A 14039-nucleotide genomic window follows, 5' to 3' on the forward strand; every position below is an offset into this window, starting at 1 on the left:
CCCCCCCCCGCGGCCCCCGCGGGCCCCCCCCCCCCCCCCCCCGGGGGTTTGGGGGCGCGGGCCACAGGTGAGCGTTACGTCAAGCTTGCCCTTCCACCTACGTATTCTTGGAGCTTCCCACACGGCTTGCAGCGCGCCAGAATGGACCGCATCTACGCTGCAGGCGCACCACGCCGGTGCTTGTCCATAACAGATGTTTCTGTATCTAGCTGAAATGTCATGTTATATTTCACATTTGGTTGCACTCTTGCAACAGTGTGTGACTATTTTGGTGCGCTGCGTCATACTGCGCGAATTGGAGTAGTATGCGACTCAGTTGGACCACCTAACAAAGCAGGCAAGCGATGAGCGACACCACTATCGACACCGATACCATGGAATTCCAGAGAGACCTGGATGCGCGCGGACTGAACTGTCCACTGCCCATCCTCAAAGCGAAGAAAGCGCTTGCCGAGATGGAGAGCGGCCAGGTGTTGCGCATCGTGGCCACCGACACCGGCTCCGTGCGCGACTTCCAGGCTTTCGCCAAGCAAACGGGCAACGCGCTGCTGGCCCACACCGCCGAGAACGGCGAGTTCACCTTCCTGATGCGCCGCAAATAAGCGCCATCCACGCGGGACGGCCGCCTTCCCAGGCCGTCCTGTTGCTCCACCCTTTGATTTCTTGCGTTTTTTAGTTGAAAACCTCTAGCCAAAAAACGCACGATCGTGCTTTAATTTAGTTGGAAGCCTGAATTTCTCTTATAATCTAGGCCATTTCAGACTGTCACCCATTCCATTTTTCTAAAGGCACCCTATGAAAGTCCTGGTACCCGTCAAACGCGTGGTCGACTACAACGTCAAGGTCCGCGTCAAATCCGACGGCAGCGGCGTGGATATCGCCAACGTCAAGATGTCGATGAATCCGTTCGACGAGATCGCGCTGGAAGAAGCCACGCGCCTGAAGGAATCCGGCAAGGTCACCGAAGTGGTGGCGGTGTCGGTCGGTGTGGCCCAGTGCCAGGAAACCCTGCGTACCGGCATGGCGATCGGCGCCGACCGAGGCATCCTGGTCGAGACCAATGTCGAGACCGAGCCGCTGGCAGTGGCCAAGATCATGAAGGCGCTGGCCGACAAGGAACAGCCGCAGCTGATCATCCTGGGCAAGCAGGCGATCGACGACGACTCGAACCAGACCGGCCAGATGCTGGCTTCGCTGCTGGGCTGGCCGCAAGCCACCTTCGCATCGAAAGTGGTGCTGGAAGATGGCAAGGTCACCGTGACCCGTGAAGTCGACGGCGGCCTGGAAACCGTGGCCCTGAGCCTGCCGGCCATCGTCACCACCGACCTGCGCCTGAACGAGCCGCGCTACGTGACGCTGCCGAACATCATGAAGGCCAAGAAGAAGCCGCTCGAGACCATCAAGCCGGAAGACCTGGGTGTCGACGTGACCCCGCGCCTGAAGACCCTGAAAGTGGTCGAGCCGGCCAAGCGCTCGGCTGGCGTCAAGGTGCCGGACGTGGCGACCCTGGTGCAGAAGCTGCGCACCGAAGCCAAAGTCATCTAATCGGCCGTCTAAAAAATTCATAGGAATCATCATGGTCGCACTCGTTATTGCTGAACACGACAACGGCTCCCTGAAGGGCGCTACCCACCACACCGTCACCGCGGCCGCCCAGTGCGGCGGCGACGTCCACATCCTGGTCGCCGGCTCGAACTGCGGCGCCGCCGCCGAAGCCGCCGCGCAGATCGCCGGCGTCGCCAAGGTGCTGGTCGCCGACGCGCTGCACTTCGCCGACGGCCTGGCCGAGAACGTCGCCGAGCAGGTGCTGGCTGTCGCCGGCAACTACTCGCACATCCTGGCTCCGGCTACCGCCTACGGCAAGAACATCCTGCCGCGCGTGGCCGCCAAGCTGGACGTGGCCCAGATCTCGGAAATCACCAAGGTCGATTCGCCGGATACCTTCGAGCGTCCGATCTACGCCGGTAACGCCATCGCCACCGTGCAATCCAGCGACAAGGTCAAGGTCATCACCGTGCGCGGCACCGCCTTCGACGCCGCAGGCGCGGGCGGCTCGGCTGCCGTCGAGCAGATCGCCGCCGTGGGCGATTCGGGCAAGTCTTCTTTTGTGGGCCGCGAGCTGGCCAAGTCGGACCGTCCGGAACTGACCGCGGCGAAGATCATCGTCTCGGGCGGCCGCGGCATCGGCTCGGCAGAGAACTTCAAGATCCTGGAACCGCTGGCCGACAAGCTGGGCGCCGCCATGGGCGCATCGCGCGCAGCCGTGGACGCGGGCTTCGTGCCGAACGACTGGCAGGTTGGCCAGACCGGCAAGATCGTCGCGCCGACCCTGTACATCGCCGTCGGCATCTCGGGCGCGATCCAGCACCTGGCCGGCATGAAGGACTCGAAGACCATCGTCGCGATCAACAAGGATCCGGAAGCCCCGATCTTCTCGGTGGCCGACTACGGCCTGGTGGGCGACCTGTTCGAGGTCGTGCCGCAGCTGGTCAAGGAACTGGGTTAATTCCCGCGCGGCGGTGAGCGTCATGTTCAGCTCTCGCCGCCGACATCTGCATATCCGTCGTTCCGGCGCAGGCCGGAACCCAAGTTCGATGCGTACCGCCGGCGTTCAACGCTAGCTGGGGCGCACATAAACTTAGGTTCCGGCCTGCGCCGGAACGACGATTTTTTTTGCGCGCGCGATCTGCGCGCGGCACCAGACTAGGAGACAAAGGTGAGCTACCAAGCCCCGCTGAAAGACATGCAGTTCGTCCTGAACGAACTGGCGAACCTGGAACAGATCAACCAGCTGCCCGGCTGCGAGGACGCGACCGCCGACACCGTCGGCGCGGTCCTGGAAGAGAGCGCGAAATTCTGCGGCGAAGTCGTCGCCCCGCTGAACCACTCTGGTGACAAAGAGCCGAGCTTCTGGAAAGATGGCAGCGTCACCACCTCGAAGGGCTTCAAGGAAGCCTTCCGCGCCTTCGTCGAAGGCGGCTGGCAGGGCGTGCAGCACCCGTCCGAATTCGGCGGTCAGGGCCTGCCCAAGCTGGTGGCCACCCCGTGCATGGAAATGCTCCACGCGGCCAACCTGTCGTTCGCGCTGGCGCCGATGCTGAGCGACGGCGCCATCGAGGCGCTGCTGACCGCGGGCTCCGACGCGCAGAAGGCGCTGTTCCTCGAGCCGCTCATCAGCGGCAAGTGGACCGGCACCATGAACCTGACCGAGCCGCAGGCCGGTTCCGACCTGGCCGCCGTGCGCACCCGCGCCGAGCCGCAGGGCGACGGCACCTACAAGATCTTCGGCACCAAGATCTTCATCACCTACGGCGAGCACGACATGGCGGAGAACATCATCCACCTGGTGCTGGCGCGTACCCCGGATGCACCGGCGGGCGTGAAGGGCATCTCGCTGTTCGTCGTGCCGAAGTTCCTGGTCAACGCCGACGGCTCGCTGGGCGCGCGCAACGACGCGCACTGCGTCTCGATCGAGCACAAGCTGGGCATCAAGGCCAGCCCGACCGCCGTGCTGCAGTTCGGCGACCACGGCGGCGCCATCGGCACCCTGGTGGGCGAAGAGAACCGCGGCCTGGAATACATGTTCATCATGATGAACGCGGCCCGCTTCGGCGTCGGCATCCAGGGCGTCAGCGTCGCCGAGCGCGCCTACCAGCAGGCAGTCAGCTTCGCCAAGGACCGCGTGCAGTCGCGCGAAGTGGCCGGCTCGCCGGGCCCGGTGGCCATCATCAACCACCCGGACGTGCGCCGCATGCTGATGTCGATGCGCTCGCAGATCGAGGCGGCGCGCGCGCTGGCCTACGTCGGCGCGGGCCTGTCGGACATCGCCCATCACCACGCCGATGACGCGACCCGCAAGGCCAACCTGGCCGTGTACGAGTACCTGGTCCCGATCATCAAGGGCTGGTCGACCGAGATGAGCGAGAACGTCACCCGCGACGGCGTGCAGGTGCACGGCGGCATGGGCTTCATCGAGGAGACCGGCGCGGCCCAGCACTACCGCGATTCGAAGATCCTGACCATCTACGAAGGCACCACCGCGATCCAGGCCAACGACCTGGTGGGCCGCAAGACCGTGCGCGACGGTGGCGCCGTGGCCAAGGGCCTGATCGCCCAGGTGCGCGCGACGGCTGCCCAGCTGGCGGAAGTGCAGGGCGACCTCGCTAGCGTGTCGCGCCGCCTGGTGGAAGGCGCGGACGCGCTGGAGCAGGTGGTGGACTACGTGGTGGCGAATGCCAAGTCGGATGTGCGCGCGGTGTTCGCGGGCAGCGTGCTGTACCTGAAGCTGGCCGGCATCGTGCTGGGCGGCTGGCAGATGGGCCGCGCGGCGCTGGTGGCGCACCAGAAGCTGCAGGGCGGCGAGGGCGATGCTGCGTTCTTCAAGGCCAAGATCGCGACGGCGCGCTTCTTTGCGGATCACGTGCTGTCGGGTGCGGGTGGCCTGCGTACGGCGATCGTGGAAGGCGCGGCGGGGGTGCTGGCGCTGGATGTGGAGCAGTTCTAAGCGCTTCTTGTGAGCGATAAAAAAAAGCGCCTGCGGGCGCTTTTTTTGTTGGGTGTGTGGCTGTTCAAGCAAACTTGGGTCCCCGCCTGCGCGGGAACGACGGTCTTATGGCTAATGGCTTTAAAATCGTCGTTCCCGCGAAGGCGGGAACCTAAGTTTATCCGCACAGCGTTAGCCGTACGCCCCACCCGTATAAAGCAGATCAAACAGACGCGCAATCGTCCCAATCAGCACAATCGCCCCCACCGTCATCACCAGCACCAGCAACAGCGGCAGCAGCCAGTTCGACCGCGACGCCTTCCCGCTGCCGCCGTTGTACGCCGCATCCCACTTCTCATCCGGTATCAAGCCCAGCACCAGCGCCTCGATGCAGGCCGCGATGAGCGACACCAGCAGCGGCAGCACGATGTAGAAGGGATGCGGCTTCACCGCCCCATACAAGATCCCGGTCACGAACAGGCTGCACACATGCAGCAGCCCCAGCCGATCGGCGCTGCCCTTGAGGTAAAGGCGGTGAGCCCCCAGCCAGCCCAGCACGAGAGCCAGGAAAACGGTCAATGTCTTGTTCTTGTGCGCCACAGCCATGAATAGTTGCCAATCGTTCAGGAAAGCCAAGAGTATCGTCCAAATTGGCCAAAATGGCACGCTTTTGCCGGAAGAGGCGAGAGGCTTGGTGGCGGTGTGGCTAAAAATAGGCGATAATGTTTGATTCGGCCGGGACTGCGCGCCGGGTTGTCGTTAACACTTGCTGCTGGGAGTCGTCGCGCGCTATAATCGTCGACTTTCTCCGTCCAGCTCACTTTTTCGGAATTATTATGGTCGTTATTCGTTTGGCTCGTGGTGGCGCTAAAAAGCGTCCGTTCTTCAACATCGTTGCAACCGACTCGCGCAACCGTCGCGATGGTCGTTTCATCGAGCGCATCGGCTTCTACAACCCGATGGCTTCGGGCGCCGAAGTCGGCCTGCGTATCGCTGCTGACCGTCTGGCTCACTGGCAAGGCGTTGGCGCACAACTGTCGCCGACCGTCGCTCGCCTGGTCGCCCAGCAGAAGCCGGCTGCTTAATTAAGCAGTAGCAAGAGTCTTAGGTTTGACCGATTCGGCAGCATCCGGGGTGCAAATCCCCGACGACCTGATCCAGGTTGGCTATGTGTCCGGCGCGTACGGGCTGGTAGGCGGAATCCGCATTACCCCGCACTCGATGGACGCAGATGCGCTGCTGAACGTCAAAACCTGGTGGCTCGACAAGCCGACCCTGCGGCCCGTCTCCGTGCGGACCGCGAAGTTCCATAGTGGCGACGTGGTTGCCACCCTGGTCGGCATGCGCGACCGCAACGAAGCCGAGGCGCTCAAGGGCGCCACGATTCAGGTGTCGCGCAAGGACTTTCCTGCACTCGACAACGACGAGTATTACTGGACCGATCTGATCGGCCTGGATGTGGTCAACCTGCAGGGCGAAGCCCTGGGCAAGGTGACCGACATGATGCACAACGGCGCGCAATCCATTTTGCGCATCACGCCGGTCAGCGAAGGTGATCCAACTGCGAAAGTAGAGGATCGCCTCGTGCCGTTCGTGGACCAGTTCGTCAAGACCGTCAACCTCGAGGGCAAGCTGATTACCCTGGACTGGGGCCTGGATTATTAAGCCTCATCCAACCGGAGCGAGATCCGATGCAGTTTGACGTCGTGAGCTTGTTTCCAGAAATGTTCGCCGCATTGACGCAGTCGGGAGTCACCCGCCGCGCCTTCGAGCAGCAACGCTGGGCCCTGAAGATCTGGAATCCGCGCGATTTCACGCAGGACCGTCACCGCACCGTGGATGACCGCCCCTATGGCGGCGGCCCCGGCATGGTGATGCTGGCGAAACCGCTCGAAGCCGCGATCAATGCGGCCAAGCAAAGACAGGTCGACATGGGCCTGCCGGCGCCCCGTGTGGTCTTCATGTCGCCGCAAGGCAAGCCGCTGACCCACGAACGCGTGATGGCACTGAAGGACGAGCCCGGTCTCGTCATCCTGTGCGGCCGCTACGAGGCGGTGGACCAGCGTTTGCTGGACCGCTGCGTCGACGAGGAGATCTCCCTCGGCGACTTCGTGCTGTCCGGCGGCGAACTGCCGGCGATGGCCCTGATGGATGCGGTAGTCCGGTTCATCCCCGGCGTGCTGGGCGACGATGCCTCGGCGGTCGAAGACAGCTTCGTCAACGGCCTGCTCGATTCGCCGCATTACACGCGGCCGGAAGTGTACGAAGGCGAAGCGGTGCCTCCTGTCCTGATGGGCGGCAATCACGCCGAGATCATGAAGTGGCGCCGCCAGCGCATGCTGGAAGCGACATGGAAAAAACGGCCCGAATTGCTGGACCAGGCGCGCGCCGCCGGCCGGCTGACCAAGGCCGATGAACAGTTTCTGGCAGGTTTAAGCAAACCTGCCGAGTAAGAATGTACCTTTGTGTGCATGTAACGGCGGGCATGTTGCCCGTTTGTTCAACCCCATCCTCTACTGGGCAAGGCTTGTAAGAACAGCGCAGCGCCAGCAAGATGGTTTTTGGAGTGATAAAAATGGATCTGATCCAGCAACTCGAGCAAGAAGAGATTGCGCGCCTCGGCCGCAACATCCCTGATTTCGCACCAGGCGACACCGTGATCGTCAGCGTCAACGTCGTCGAAGGCAACCGCAAGCGCGCCCAGGCATACGAAGGCGTCGTCATCTCGCGTCGTAACCGCGGCCTGAACTCGAACTTCATCGTTCGCAAGATCTCGTCGGGCGAAGGCGTCGAGCGTACCTTCCAGCTGTACTCGCCGCTGATCGCTTCGATCGAAGTGAAGCGTCGTGGTGACGTGCGCCGCGCCAAGCTGTACTACCTGCGTGAGCGTTCGGGCAAGTCGGCACGTATCAAGGAAAAGCTGCCGCAGCGTAAAGCAGCTACCACTGCTGCTGCTGAGTAATAGCGCCTGTGTACTGAAAAAGGCATCCGCAAGGATGCCTTTTTCTTTTTCGGCGCAAGATATGAAGTTGGCTATCTTTGTTGCCAACCGAGGAGGATGTCCGTTTTGGTCAAGCTCGTATTCGACCCCACCCAGATGCCGGTCGGCGGCGTCGCCGGCGAAGCACCCGTCGCGCCTGGGCGCCTGACGCCCGCAGCCCTGCGCGCCCGCTTTGCGCAAACCCTGCCGTGGGACCCTGAATTCTCCGAAGAATCCCTGGCAGTGCGCGGCCAGGTGCTCCGCCGCGCCGCCGTGCTGGTCCCGCTCGTGATGCGTCCCGAAGGCGTCACCGTGCTGCTCACGCGCCGCACCGAGCACCTGTCCAGCCACGCCGGCCAGATCAGCTTCCCCGGCGGTGGAGCGGAAGAGCTCGATTCCTCGCCCATCGAAACCGCCCTGCGCGAGACGGAAGAGGAGATCGGTTTGCACCGCCGCCACGTCGAGATCATCGGCGTGCTGCCCGACCACACCACGATCAGCGCCTACCGCGTCACGCCGGTGGTGGCCCTGGTCGAGCCGCCTTTCGAGATCAGCGCCGACCCGAACGAGGTGGCCGAGGTGTTCGAGGTCCCGCTGGCCTTCCTGATGGATGGCCTGAACCACCAGCGCCGCACCCTCGAGCTGCCGCAGACCCAGGGTCGCCGCAGCTTCTACGCCATGCCATATGAGCAATTCTTCATCTGGGGCGCCACGGCCGCCATGCTGCGCAACCTGTTCCACTTCCTCCGCGCGTAAAACTTTCTTACAGGACCCTATTTGATTCCGGAGGCCTTCTCCGTTATCGTAGCGGGCAGTTGTATTGCAATAACAAAAAAGGGTTCCTGAATGACATTCTTTTCCATCCTGTGCGCGCTGCTGATCGAGCAGCTGAAACCGCTGCGCGCGGATAACCAGGTCTACGCTGGCATCAAAGCTTTTGCCATGCGTATCGAGAGCTGGTTCAATGCGGGCGAGCAGCGCAATGGCCGCATGGGCTGGATCCTGATGATGGCGTCCCTGATGGTGCCGATCTACCTGGTGTACTGGCTGTGCATGCGCTACAACCTGGTGTTCCTGGCCTTCGCCTGGAACGTCCTGATCGTCTACCTGACCCTGGGCTTCCGTCACTACAGCCATTACTTCACCAACATCCAGCTGGCCCTGAACACGGGCGACGAGGCCGCCGCGCGCACCCTGCTGGCGGAGTGGACCCACCTCGATACGGTCGGCATGGACAGCACCGAGATCACCCGCGTGGCGGTGGAAAACGCCCTGATCACCACCCACCGCAATGTGTTCGGCGTGTTCTTCTGGTTCCTGATGCCGCTGGGCCCGGCCGGCGCAGTGATGTACCGCGTGTCCGAATACCTGTCCCGCGCCTGGAACGAGCCCGACCACATGCGCAACGAAGCCTTCGGCCAGTTCGCCGCCAAGGCCTTCTACTGGATCGACTGGATTCCGGTGCGCCTGACCGCGATCGCGTTCGCAGTCGTCGGCAACTTCGAGGACGCCATCTATGCCTGGCGTAACTTCGCCAACCGCTGGGCCGACGAAGCCAAGGGCATCATCCTGGCCGCCGGCGGCGGCGCCATGGGCGTGCGCCTGGGCACTCCGAACGAGAACGCACCCCAGCTGCTGCCGGCCGACGCCGCCACGGTGGACCTGAGCGATGCCGAAGCGGAGGTGCTGCCGGGCGAAGAGCCGAACATCAGGGCCCTCCAAAGCACGGTAGGATTGGTGTGGCGCGCCCTGATATTATGGATGATCCTCCTGCTCCTCACTTCCAGCGTGGTGTGGCTCGGCTGAACGATAGTGCCGCGCGGCCCTCGTGCCCAAGTCTTCTATAAGATATAATAGTGAGCTGAGGTTCTTCTCATCCACGCAGTACTTTCTGTTTGAGCAAGCAGCACTATGGCCGAGTCATCGCACACCACGGATAAGGAACTCACTGGCGAGTTTTTTATCCTGGGCATCACGAACAAAGGCAGGCAATTCCGCCCGAGCGACTGGGCGGAGCGCCTGTGCGGGGTCATGGCCTGCTTTTGCCCCGGCTCTTCCGGACGGGACGCCCACCTGAAGTTTTCGCCCTACGTCCACCCGACGGTGGTGAACGGCACCAAGGCCGTGGTGGTCAACCACCAGCTGCAGAAGATCGAGCCGATGGCTTACCATTTCGTCATCAACTTCGCCAAGGATAACGACCTGCAAGTCGTCGACGCCTGCTTCGTGCCCCTGCCGGGCGAAAAGAAGCCCGGCGCTGCCTGATAGCCATTCCCATCTTCCCAACTGGCGCTATGATGAAAATCAAGGCGCCAGTTTTGTTTTGGCCTAGCGTATCCGCGAGAACGATAGGAGGGCATCATGCATATCGGCGAAATCTGCACCAGCGACACCATCAGCTGCACCCGTGACGAGACAGTGCAGGGCGCGGCGCTCCTGATGCGCCAGCATCACGTGGGCGACGTGATCGTGGTCGATGCGGCCGACGACAGCAATACGCCGGTCGGCATCGTCACCGACCGCGACATCGTCGTATCCGTCATCGCGCCCGGGCTCGACCCGGCCAGCATCCTGGTCGGGGACATCATGAGCGACGACCTGCTCACGGCCAGCGAATCCGACGATGTCTACGAGCTGATCGAGCGCATGCGCCTGCGCGGCATCCGGCGCGTGCCGGTGGTCGACGCGGCGGGCAAGCTGAGCGGCGTGGTCTGCGCCGACGACCTGCTCGAATTCCTGGCCGAGGAAATGGGCGAGCTGTCGCGCATCAGTTCCTGGCAGCAGGCGCACGAGCGGCGTGTGCGTCATTAAGACTGCCTTAATAGCAGACCTGCTAGCTTCGGACAGGCTCATCCCTCTGTTACCATCCCGGAAATCGTGACAGGCGGCGCCATGCGCGTCCGCCTTTGCATAAAGGGATGGTATGGATTGGATGAGTTTCAAGCGCGGCCCGGCCGCGCAGGTATGGGTCGGCGCGGCCGCCTTCGTCATGGCCGGGGCCGCCTGGAGCGCCCAGTTGCCGAAGGGTGTGACCCTCGGCCCTTCGGTCGAAGGCATCACCGAGTACCGCCTGGCGAATGGCCTGAAGGTGCTGCTGTTCCCGGACGCCTCGCGTCCCACGATCACGGTCAACGTCACCTATCTGGTCGGCTCGCGCCACGAGAACTACGGCGAGACCGGCATGGCCCACCTGCTCGAGCACCTGCTGTTCAAGGGCGCGAAGAACAACCGCGATATCACGCAGCAGTTCTCCGACCGCGGCATGCAGTTCAACGGCACGACTTCGCTCGACCGCACCAACTACTACGAAGTGTTCCAGGCCTCGAAGGCCAACCTCGACTGGGCGCTGCAGATGGAAGCCGACCGCATGGTCAATTCCTTCATCGCGGAGAAGGACCTGGCTTCCGAGATGACCGTGGTGCGCAACGAGTACGAGAGCGGCGAGAACTCTCCGGGCGGCGTGCTGTTCAAGCGCATGCAGAGCGTGGCCTACGACTGGCATTCCTACGGCCGCTCGACCATCGGCAACCGCAGCGACATCGAGAACGTCAGGATCGCCAACCTGCGCGCCTTCTACAAGACTTGGTACCAGCCCGACAATGCGGTGCTGCTGGTGGCCGGCAAGTTCGACCCCGCGTCGACCCTGGCCAGCATCAGCCGCCTGTTCGGCGCCATCCCCAAGCCCAAGCGCAGCCTGCCGCAGTTCTGGACCGTCGAACCGACCCAGGACGGCGAACGCAGCTTCGCCGTGCGCCGCCAGGGCGACGTGCAGATCGTCGCCGTCGGCTACAAGATTCCCTCCGACCTGCATCCGGAGAGCGACGCCCTCGGCTTCGCTAACGAGATCCTGGGCGACGTGCCCAACGGCCGCCTGCACAAGCTGCTGGTCGAGACGGGCAAGGCCAGCCAGGTGTTCAGCTTCGGCCAGACCGGCTATGCGCCCGGCCTGCAGTTCTTCGGCGCCGTGGTCAAGAAGGGCGAGCCGGTCGAACCGGTGCGCGAAGCGCTCACCCAGGCGGTCGAGGAATTCGCAGGCAAGCCGCCGAGCGCCGAGGAGATGGAGCGGGTGCGCCGTTCCTACCTGAACACCATCGAGCGCAGCCTGAACGATCCGCAGGCGGTCGGCGTGGCCTTGTCCGAAGTGATCGCGCTGGGCGACTGGCGCCTGTACTTCCTGGGCCGCGAGCGCATCCAGAAGGTCAGTGCGGAACAGGTGGCGGCCGCGTCGCGCAACTACTTCATGCGCAGCAACCGCGTGACCGGCACCTTCCTCCCCGAGGAGGCGCCGCAGCGCGCCATCGTGCCGGCCGCGCCCGCGGTCGAGGCGGTGATGAAGGACTTCAAGCCGGCCGCGTCGAACCTGGTGGCGGAAGACTTCGACCCCAGCCAGCAGAACATCATGAAGCGCACCACGCTCACGACGGCGGGCGGCGTGAAGCTGGCCCTGCTGCCGAAGAAGAACCGCGGCGAGACCGTGACGGTCGACCTGCGCCAGCACTTCGGCGACGAGAAGAACATGTTCGGCAAGGGCGCGGTGCCGGCGCTGACCAGCGCGATGCTGATGCGCGGCACCACGCGCTATACCCGCGCCCAACTAGCCGACGCCTTCGACAAGCTCAAGATGACGGGCAGCCCCACCCACTTCCAGACCACGCGCGCCAACCTGCCCGAGGCCCTGAAACTGGCCGCCCACGTGCTGAAGGAGCCGGGCTTCCCCGAAGCCGAATTCGAGCAGCTGCGCCAGCAGTCGCTGGTGGGCCTGGAAGCCAGCCGCGCCGAACCGGAAAGCGTGGCCGCGCGCGCGCTGGCGCGCCATGGCGACCCGTACCCGCGCGGCGACGTGCGCCATGCGAATTCGCTGGAGGAAGATATCGAGGACATCAAGGCCGCGCGCCTGGACGAGCTGAAGGCCTTCCACCGCGACTACCATGGCGCCCAGCCGGCCGAAATGGCCATCGTCGGCGACTTCGATCCCAAGGAAATCACGCCGCTCATCGACCAGCTGTTCGGAAGCTGGAAGGCGCCCGCCAACGCGGCGCCCATCCTGCGCCGCCATGTCGAGGTGGCGCCTACGGCGCAGACCATCGATACGCCGGACAAGGAGAACGGCTTCTACATCGCCGGCATGAACCTGGACCTGAACATCGACGACCCGGACTATCCGGCGCTGATGCTGGCCAATTACATCTTCGGCGAGGGCGGCCTGAAGTCGCGCCTGATGGACCGCATCCGCCAGAAGGACGGCCTGTCCTACGGCGGCGGCTCGGACCTGGCGGCGGGCAGCATGGACCGCGCCGGCAGCTTCACCATCAGCGCCATCGCCGCGCCCCAGAACCTGGCCAGGCTGGATGCCGCGGTGCGCACCGAGCTGGCGCGGGCGCTCAAGGAGGGTTTCACGGCGGCGGAACTGGCTGGCGCCAAGTCGGGCCTGATGCAGCAGCGCCTGCAGAACCGCTCGGACGACGGCGTGCTGGCGGCCGGCTGGACGGCTTTCCTGTACCAGAAGAAGACCTTCGAATGGTCGGCTGAACTCGAGCGCAAGCTGATGGCGGTCACGGTGCCCCAGCTGAACGCCGCCTTCCGCAAGGCCATCGACCCGGCCAGGCTGTCGGTGTTCATCGCGGGCGACCAGGGCAAGGTCAAGCCGCGCTAGAGTGCCGCCTCTAGTCTGCTTCGCAACACATGTGAACACATTTGGTGGTCATTTGTGACAGGAAAAATGCGCTTGCGTTAGAATGTTGCTTTTGGGCAGCACACGTTGCGCAGTTTTACTGGGAGCATCATGAAGGGCATCAGCAAGCAGCAGCCGGACGCGGGCATCTCGTTTTCCGGCAGGGTCGTTCTCGTTACCGGCGCGGCAAGCGGGATCGGACGGGCGATCGCGCTGGCTTTCGGCCGGGCCGGGGCCAGCGTGGTGGTCGCGGACACCTCGATCGAAGGCGGCCACGCGACCGCCGCGATGATTGTCGAATCGGGCGGCAAGGCCTTGTTCGTGCAATCCAACGTCACCCGCGCGCACGAAGTCGAGGCGCTGGTCGACAAGACCATCAACTATTACGGCCGCCTGGACTACGCGGTCAACAATGCCGCCGTGGACGAGGAGCGCCAGCCGCTGGCGGAAGCCGACGACGAGCAGTTCGACCGCATCATGAGCGTCAACCTGAAGGGCGTCTGGCTGTGCATGAAGTACCAGCTGCGCCAGATGCAGAAGCAGGGCAGCGGGGCGATCGTCAACATGGCGTCGGTGTCCGGCCTGGTGGGTTCGCCCAGCCGCGCGATCTACGGCGCGTCCAAGCATGCCGTCGTGGGCCTGACCAAGAGCGCGGCGGCCGAGTATGCGCGCGAAGGCATCCGCGTGAACGCGCTGTGCCCGGCCGCGGTGAAGACGCCGATGCTGGCGCGCGCGATCGAGCGCGATCCGGTGTTCGAGAAGAAGCTGAAGGCGGCGCAGCCCTTGGGGCGCTATGCGGAAGCGGCGGAGATCGCGAATGCGGCGTTGTGGCTGTGTTCAGACCAGGCGTCGTATGTCAATGGGCACGAGCTGGTGGTGGATGGCGGGCTTACGGCGGTTTGAGC

15 protein-coding genes are annotated in these 14039 nt (G+C 63.8%); 14 read left to right on the forward strand and 1 reads right to left on the reverse strand.

Annotated features, from left to right (window positions below; genetic code table 11):
* Positions 1–374: 374 nt before the first annotated feature.
* From KBW95_RS23695 to KBW95_RS23710, 4 genes are all read left to right on the forward strand, one after another.
* Positions 375–602, forward strand: coding sequence for a sulfurtransferase TusA family protein (locus KBW95_RS23695; RefSeq protein WP_211527032.1), 228 nt, complete (start codon positions 375–377; stop codon positions 600–602).
* 193 nt (positions 603–795) lie between these two features.
* Positions 796–1545, forward strand: a complete 750-nt coding sequence (locus KBW95_RS23700) for an electron transfer flavoprotein subunit beta/FixA family protein (RefSeq protein ID WP_211529490.1) — start codon at positions 796–798, stop codon at positions 1543–1545.
* Positions 1546–1576: 31 nt separating this feature from the next.
* Complete coding sequence (locus KBW95_RS23705; RefSeq protein WP_211529491.1) at positions 1577–2506, forward strand: electron transfer flavoprotein subunit alpha/FixB family protein; 930 nt, start codon at positions 1577–1579, stop codon at positions 2504–2506.
* A 210-nt stretch (positions 2507–2716) separates the two neighbouring features.
* Positions 2717–4504 carry an acyl-CoA dehydrogenase gene (locus KBW95_RS23710; RefSeq protein WP_211529492.1) on the forward strand — a complete coding sequence of 596 codons (1788 nt, stop codon included), beginning with the start codon at positions 2717–2719 and terminating at the stop codon, positions 4502–4504.
* Between the two features lie 171 nt (positions 4505–4675).
* Here the strand turns inward: KBW95_RS23710 and KBW95_RS23715 are convergent, their stop codons facing one another.
* A complete protein-coding gene (locus KBW95_RS23715; RefSeq protein ID WP_229429982.1) occupies positions 4676–5119 on the reverse strand; it encodes an NINE protein in 444 nt (147 codons plus the stop codon).
* A 200-nt stretch (positions 5120–5319) separates the two neighbouring features.
* Here KBW95_RS23715 and rpsP point away from each other — a divergent pair, with 200 nt between their 5' ends.
* From rpsP to KBW95_RS23765, 10 genes are all read left to right on the forward strand, one after another.
* Positions 5320–5568 (forward strand): 30S ribosomal protein S16, encoded by a 249-nt coding sequence (rpsP, locus tag KBW95_RS23720; RefSeq protein ID WP_123071958.1) that lies wholly within the window; start codon positions 5320–5322, stop codon positions 5566–5568.
* Between the two features lie 49 nt (positions 5569–5617).
* Entirely contained in the window at positions 5618–6148 is a 531-nt protein-coding gene (rimM, locus tag KBW95_RS23725) for a ribosome maturation factor RimM (protein ID WP_211529499.1), read from the forward strand.
* Positions 6149–6174: 26 nt separating this feature from the next.
* Positions 6175–6936 carry a tRNA (guanosine(37)-N1)-methyltransferase TrmD gene (trmD, locus tag KBW95_RS23730; protein WP_211529493.1) on the forward strand — a complete coding sequence of 254 codons (762 nt, stop codon included), beginning with the start codon at positions 6175–6177 and terminating at the stop codon, positions 6934–6936.
* A 122-nt stretch (positions 6937–7058) separates the two neighbouring features.
* The gene (gene rplS / locus KBW95_RS23735) at positions 7059–7445 is read left to right on the forward strand and encodes a 50S ribosomal protein L19 (RefSeq protein ID WP_211527025.1); all 387 of its coding nucleotides are present in this window, start codon (positions 7059–7061) and stop codon (positions 7443–7445) included.
* A 96-nt stretch (positions 7446–7541) separates the two neighbouring features.
* Positions 7542–8219: a CoA pyrophosphatase gene (locus tag KBW95_RS23740; RefSeq protein ID WP_211529494.1), complete on the forward strand. Its 678-nt coding sequence runs from the start codon at positions 7542–7544 to the stop codon at positions 8217–8219.
* Between the two features lie 90 nt (positions 8220–8309).
* The gene (locus tag KBW95_RS23745) at positions 8310–9269 is read left to right on the forward strand and encodes a CobD/CbiB family protein (protein ID WP_211529495.1); all 960 of its coding nucleotides are present in this window, start codon (positions 8310–8312) and stop codon (positions 9267–9269) included.
* Positions 9270–9374: 105 nt separating this feature from the next.
* Positions 9375–9728: a DUF3579 domain-containing protein gene (locus KBW95_RS23750; protein WP_211527028.1), complete on the forward strand. Its 354-nt coding sequence runs from the start codon at positions 9375–9377 to the stop codon at positions 9726–9728.
* A gap of 96 nt (positions 9729–9824) precedes the next feature.
* Positions 9825–10274 carry a CBS domain-containing protein gene (locus tag KBW95_RS23755; RefSeq protein ID WP_211529496.1) on the forward strand — a complete coding sequence of 150 codons (450 nt, stop codon included), beginning with the start codon at positions 9825–9827 and terminating at the stop codon, positions 10272–10274.
* A 121-nt stretch (positions 10275–10395) separates the two neighbouring features.
* Positions 10396–13116 (forward strand): pitrilysin family protein, encoded by a 2721-nt coding sequence (locus KBW95_RS23760; RefSeq protein ID WP_211529497.1) that lies wholly within the window; start codon positions 10396–10398, stop codon positions 13114–13116.
* 129 nt (positions 13117–13245) lie between these two features.
* Complete coding sequence (locus tag KBW95_RS23765; protein ID WP_211527031.1) at positions 13246–14037, forward strand: SDR family oxidoreductase; 792 nt, start codon at positions 13246–13248, stop codon at positions 14035–14037.
* Positions 14038–14039: the final 2 nt, after the last annotated feature.

This window comes from Massilia sp. ZL223 (assembly GCF_018119395.1).
Classification (GTDB): domain Bacteria; phylum Pseudomonadota; class Gammaproteobacteria; order Burkholderiales; family Burkholderiaceae_D; genus Telluria.

Bases quoted from the DNA above. Each gene is read 5' to 3' on its own strand.
- rpsP (WP_123071958.1), top strand. From the start codon at position 5,320: ATGGTCGTTATTCGTTTGGCTCGTGGTGGCGCTAAAAAGCGTCCGTTC.
- KBW95_RS23695 (WP_211527032.1), top strand. From the start codon at position 375: ATGGAATTCCAGAGAGACCTGGATGCGCGCGGACTGAACTGTCCACTG.
- KBW95_RS23705 (WP_211529491.1), top strand. From the start codon at position 1,577: ATGGTCGCACTCGTTATTGCTGAACACGACAACGGCTCCCTGAAGGGC.
- KBW95_RS23740 (WP_211529494.1), top strand. From the start codon at position 7,542: ATGTCCGTTTTGGTCAAGCTCGTATTCGACCCCACCCAGATGCCGGTC.
- KBW95_RS23755 (WP_211529496.1), top strand. From the start codon at position 9,825: ATGCATATCGGCGAAATCTGCACCAGCGACACCATCAGCTGCACCCGT.
- KBW95_RS23700 (WP_211529490.1), top strand. From the start codon at position 796: ATGAAAGTCCTGGTACCCGTCAAACGCGTGGTCGACTACAACGTCAAG.
- rplS (WP_211527025.1), top strand. From the start codon at position 7,059: ATGGATCTGATCCAGCAACTCGAGCAAGAAGAGATTGCGCGCCTCGGC.
- KBW95_RS23760 (WP_211529497.1), top strand. From the start codon at position 10,396: ATGAGTTTCAAGCGCGGCCCGGCCGCGCAGGTATGGGTCGGCGCGGCC.
- KBW95_RS23750 (WP_211527028.1), top strand. From the start codon at position 9,375: ATGGCCGAGTCATCGCACACCACGGATAAGGAACTCACTGGCGAGTTT.
- trmD (WP_211529493.1), top strand. From the start codon at position 6,175: ATGCAGTTTGACGTCGTGAGCTTGTTTCCAGAAATGTTCGCCGCATTG.
- KBW95_RS23745 (WP_211529495.1), top strand. From the start codon at position 8,310: ATGACATTCTTTTCCATCCTGTGCGCGCTGCTGATCGAGCAGCTGAAA.
- KBW95_RS23765 (WP_211527031.1), top strand. From the start codon at position 13,246: ATGAAGGGCATCAGCAAGCAGCAGCCGGACGCGGGCATCTCGTTTTCC.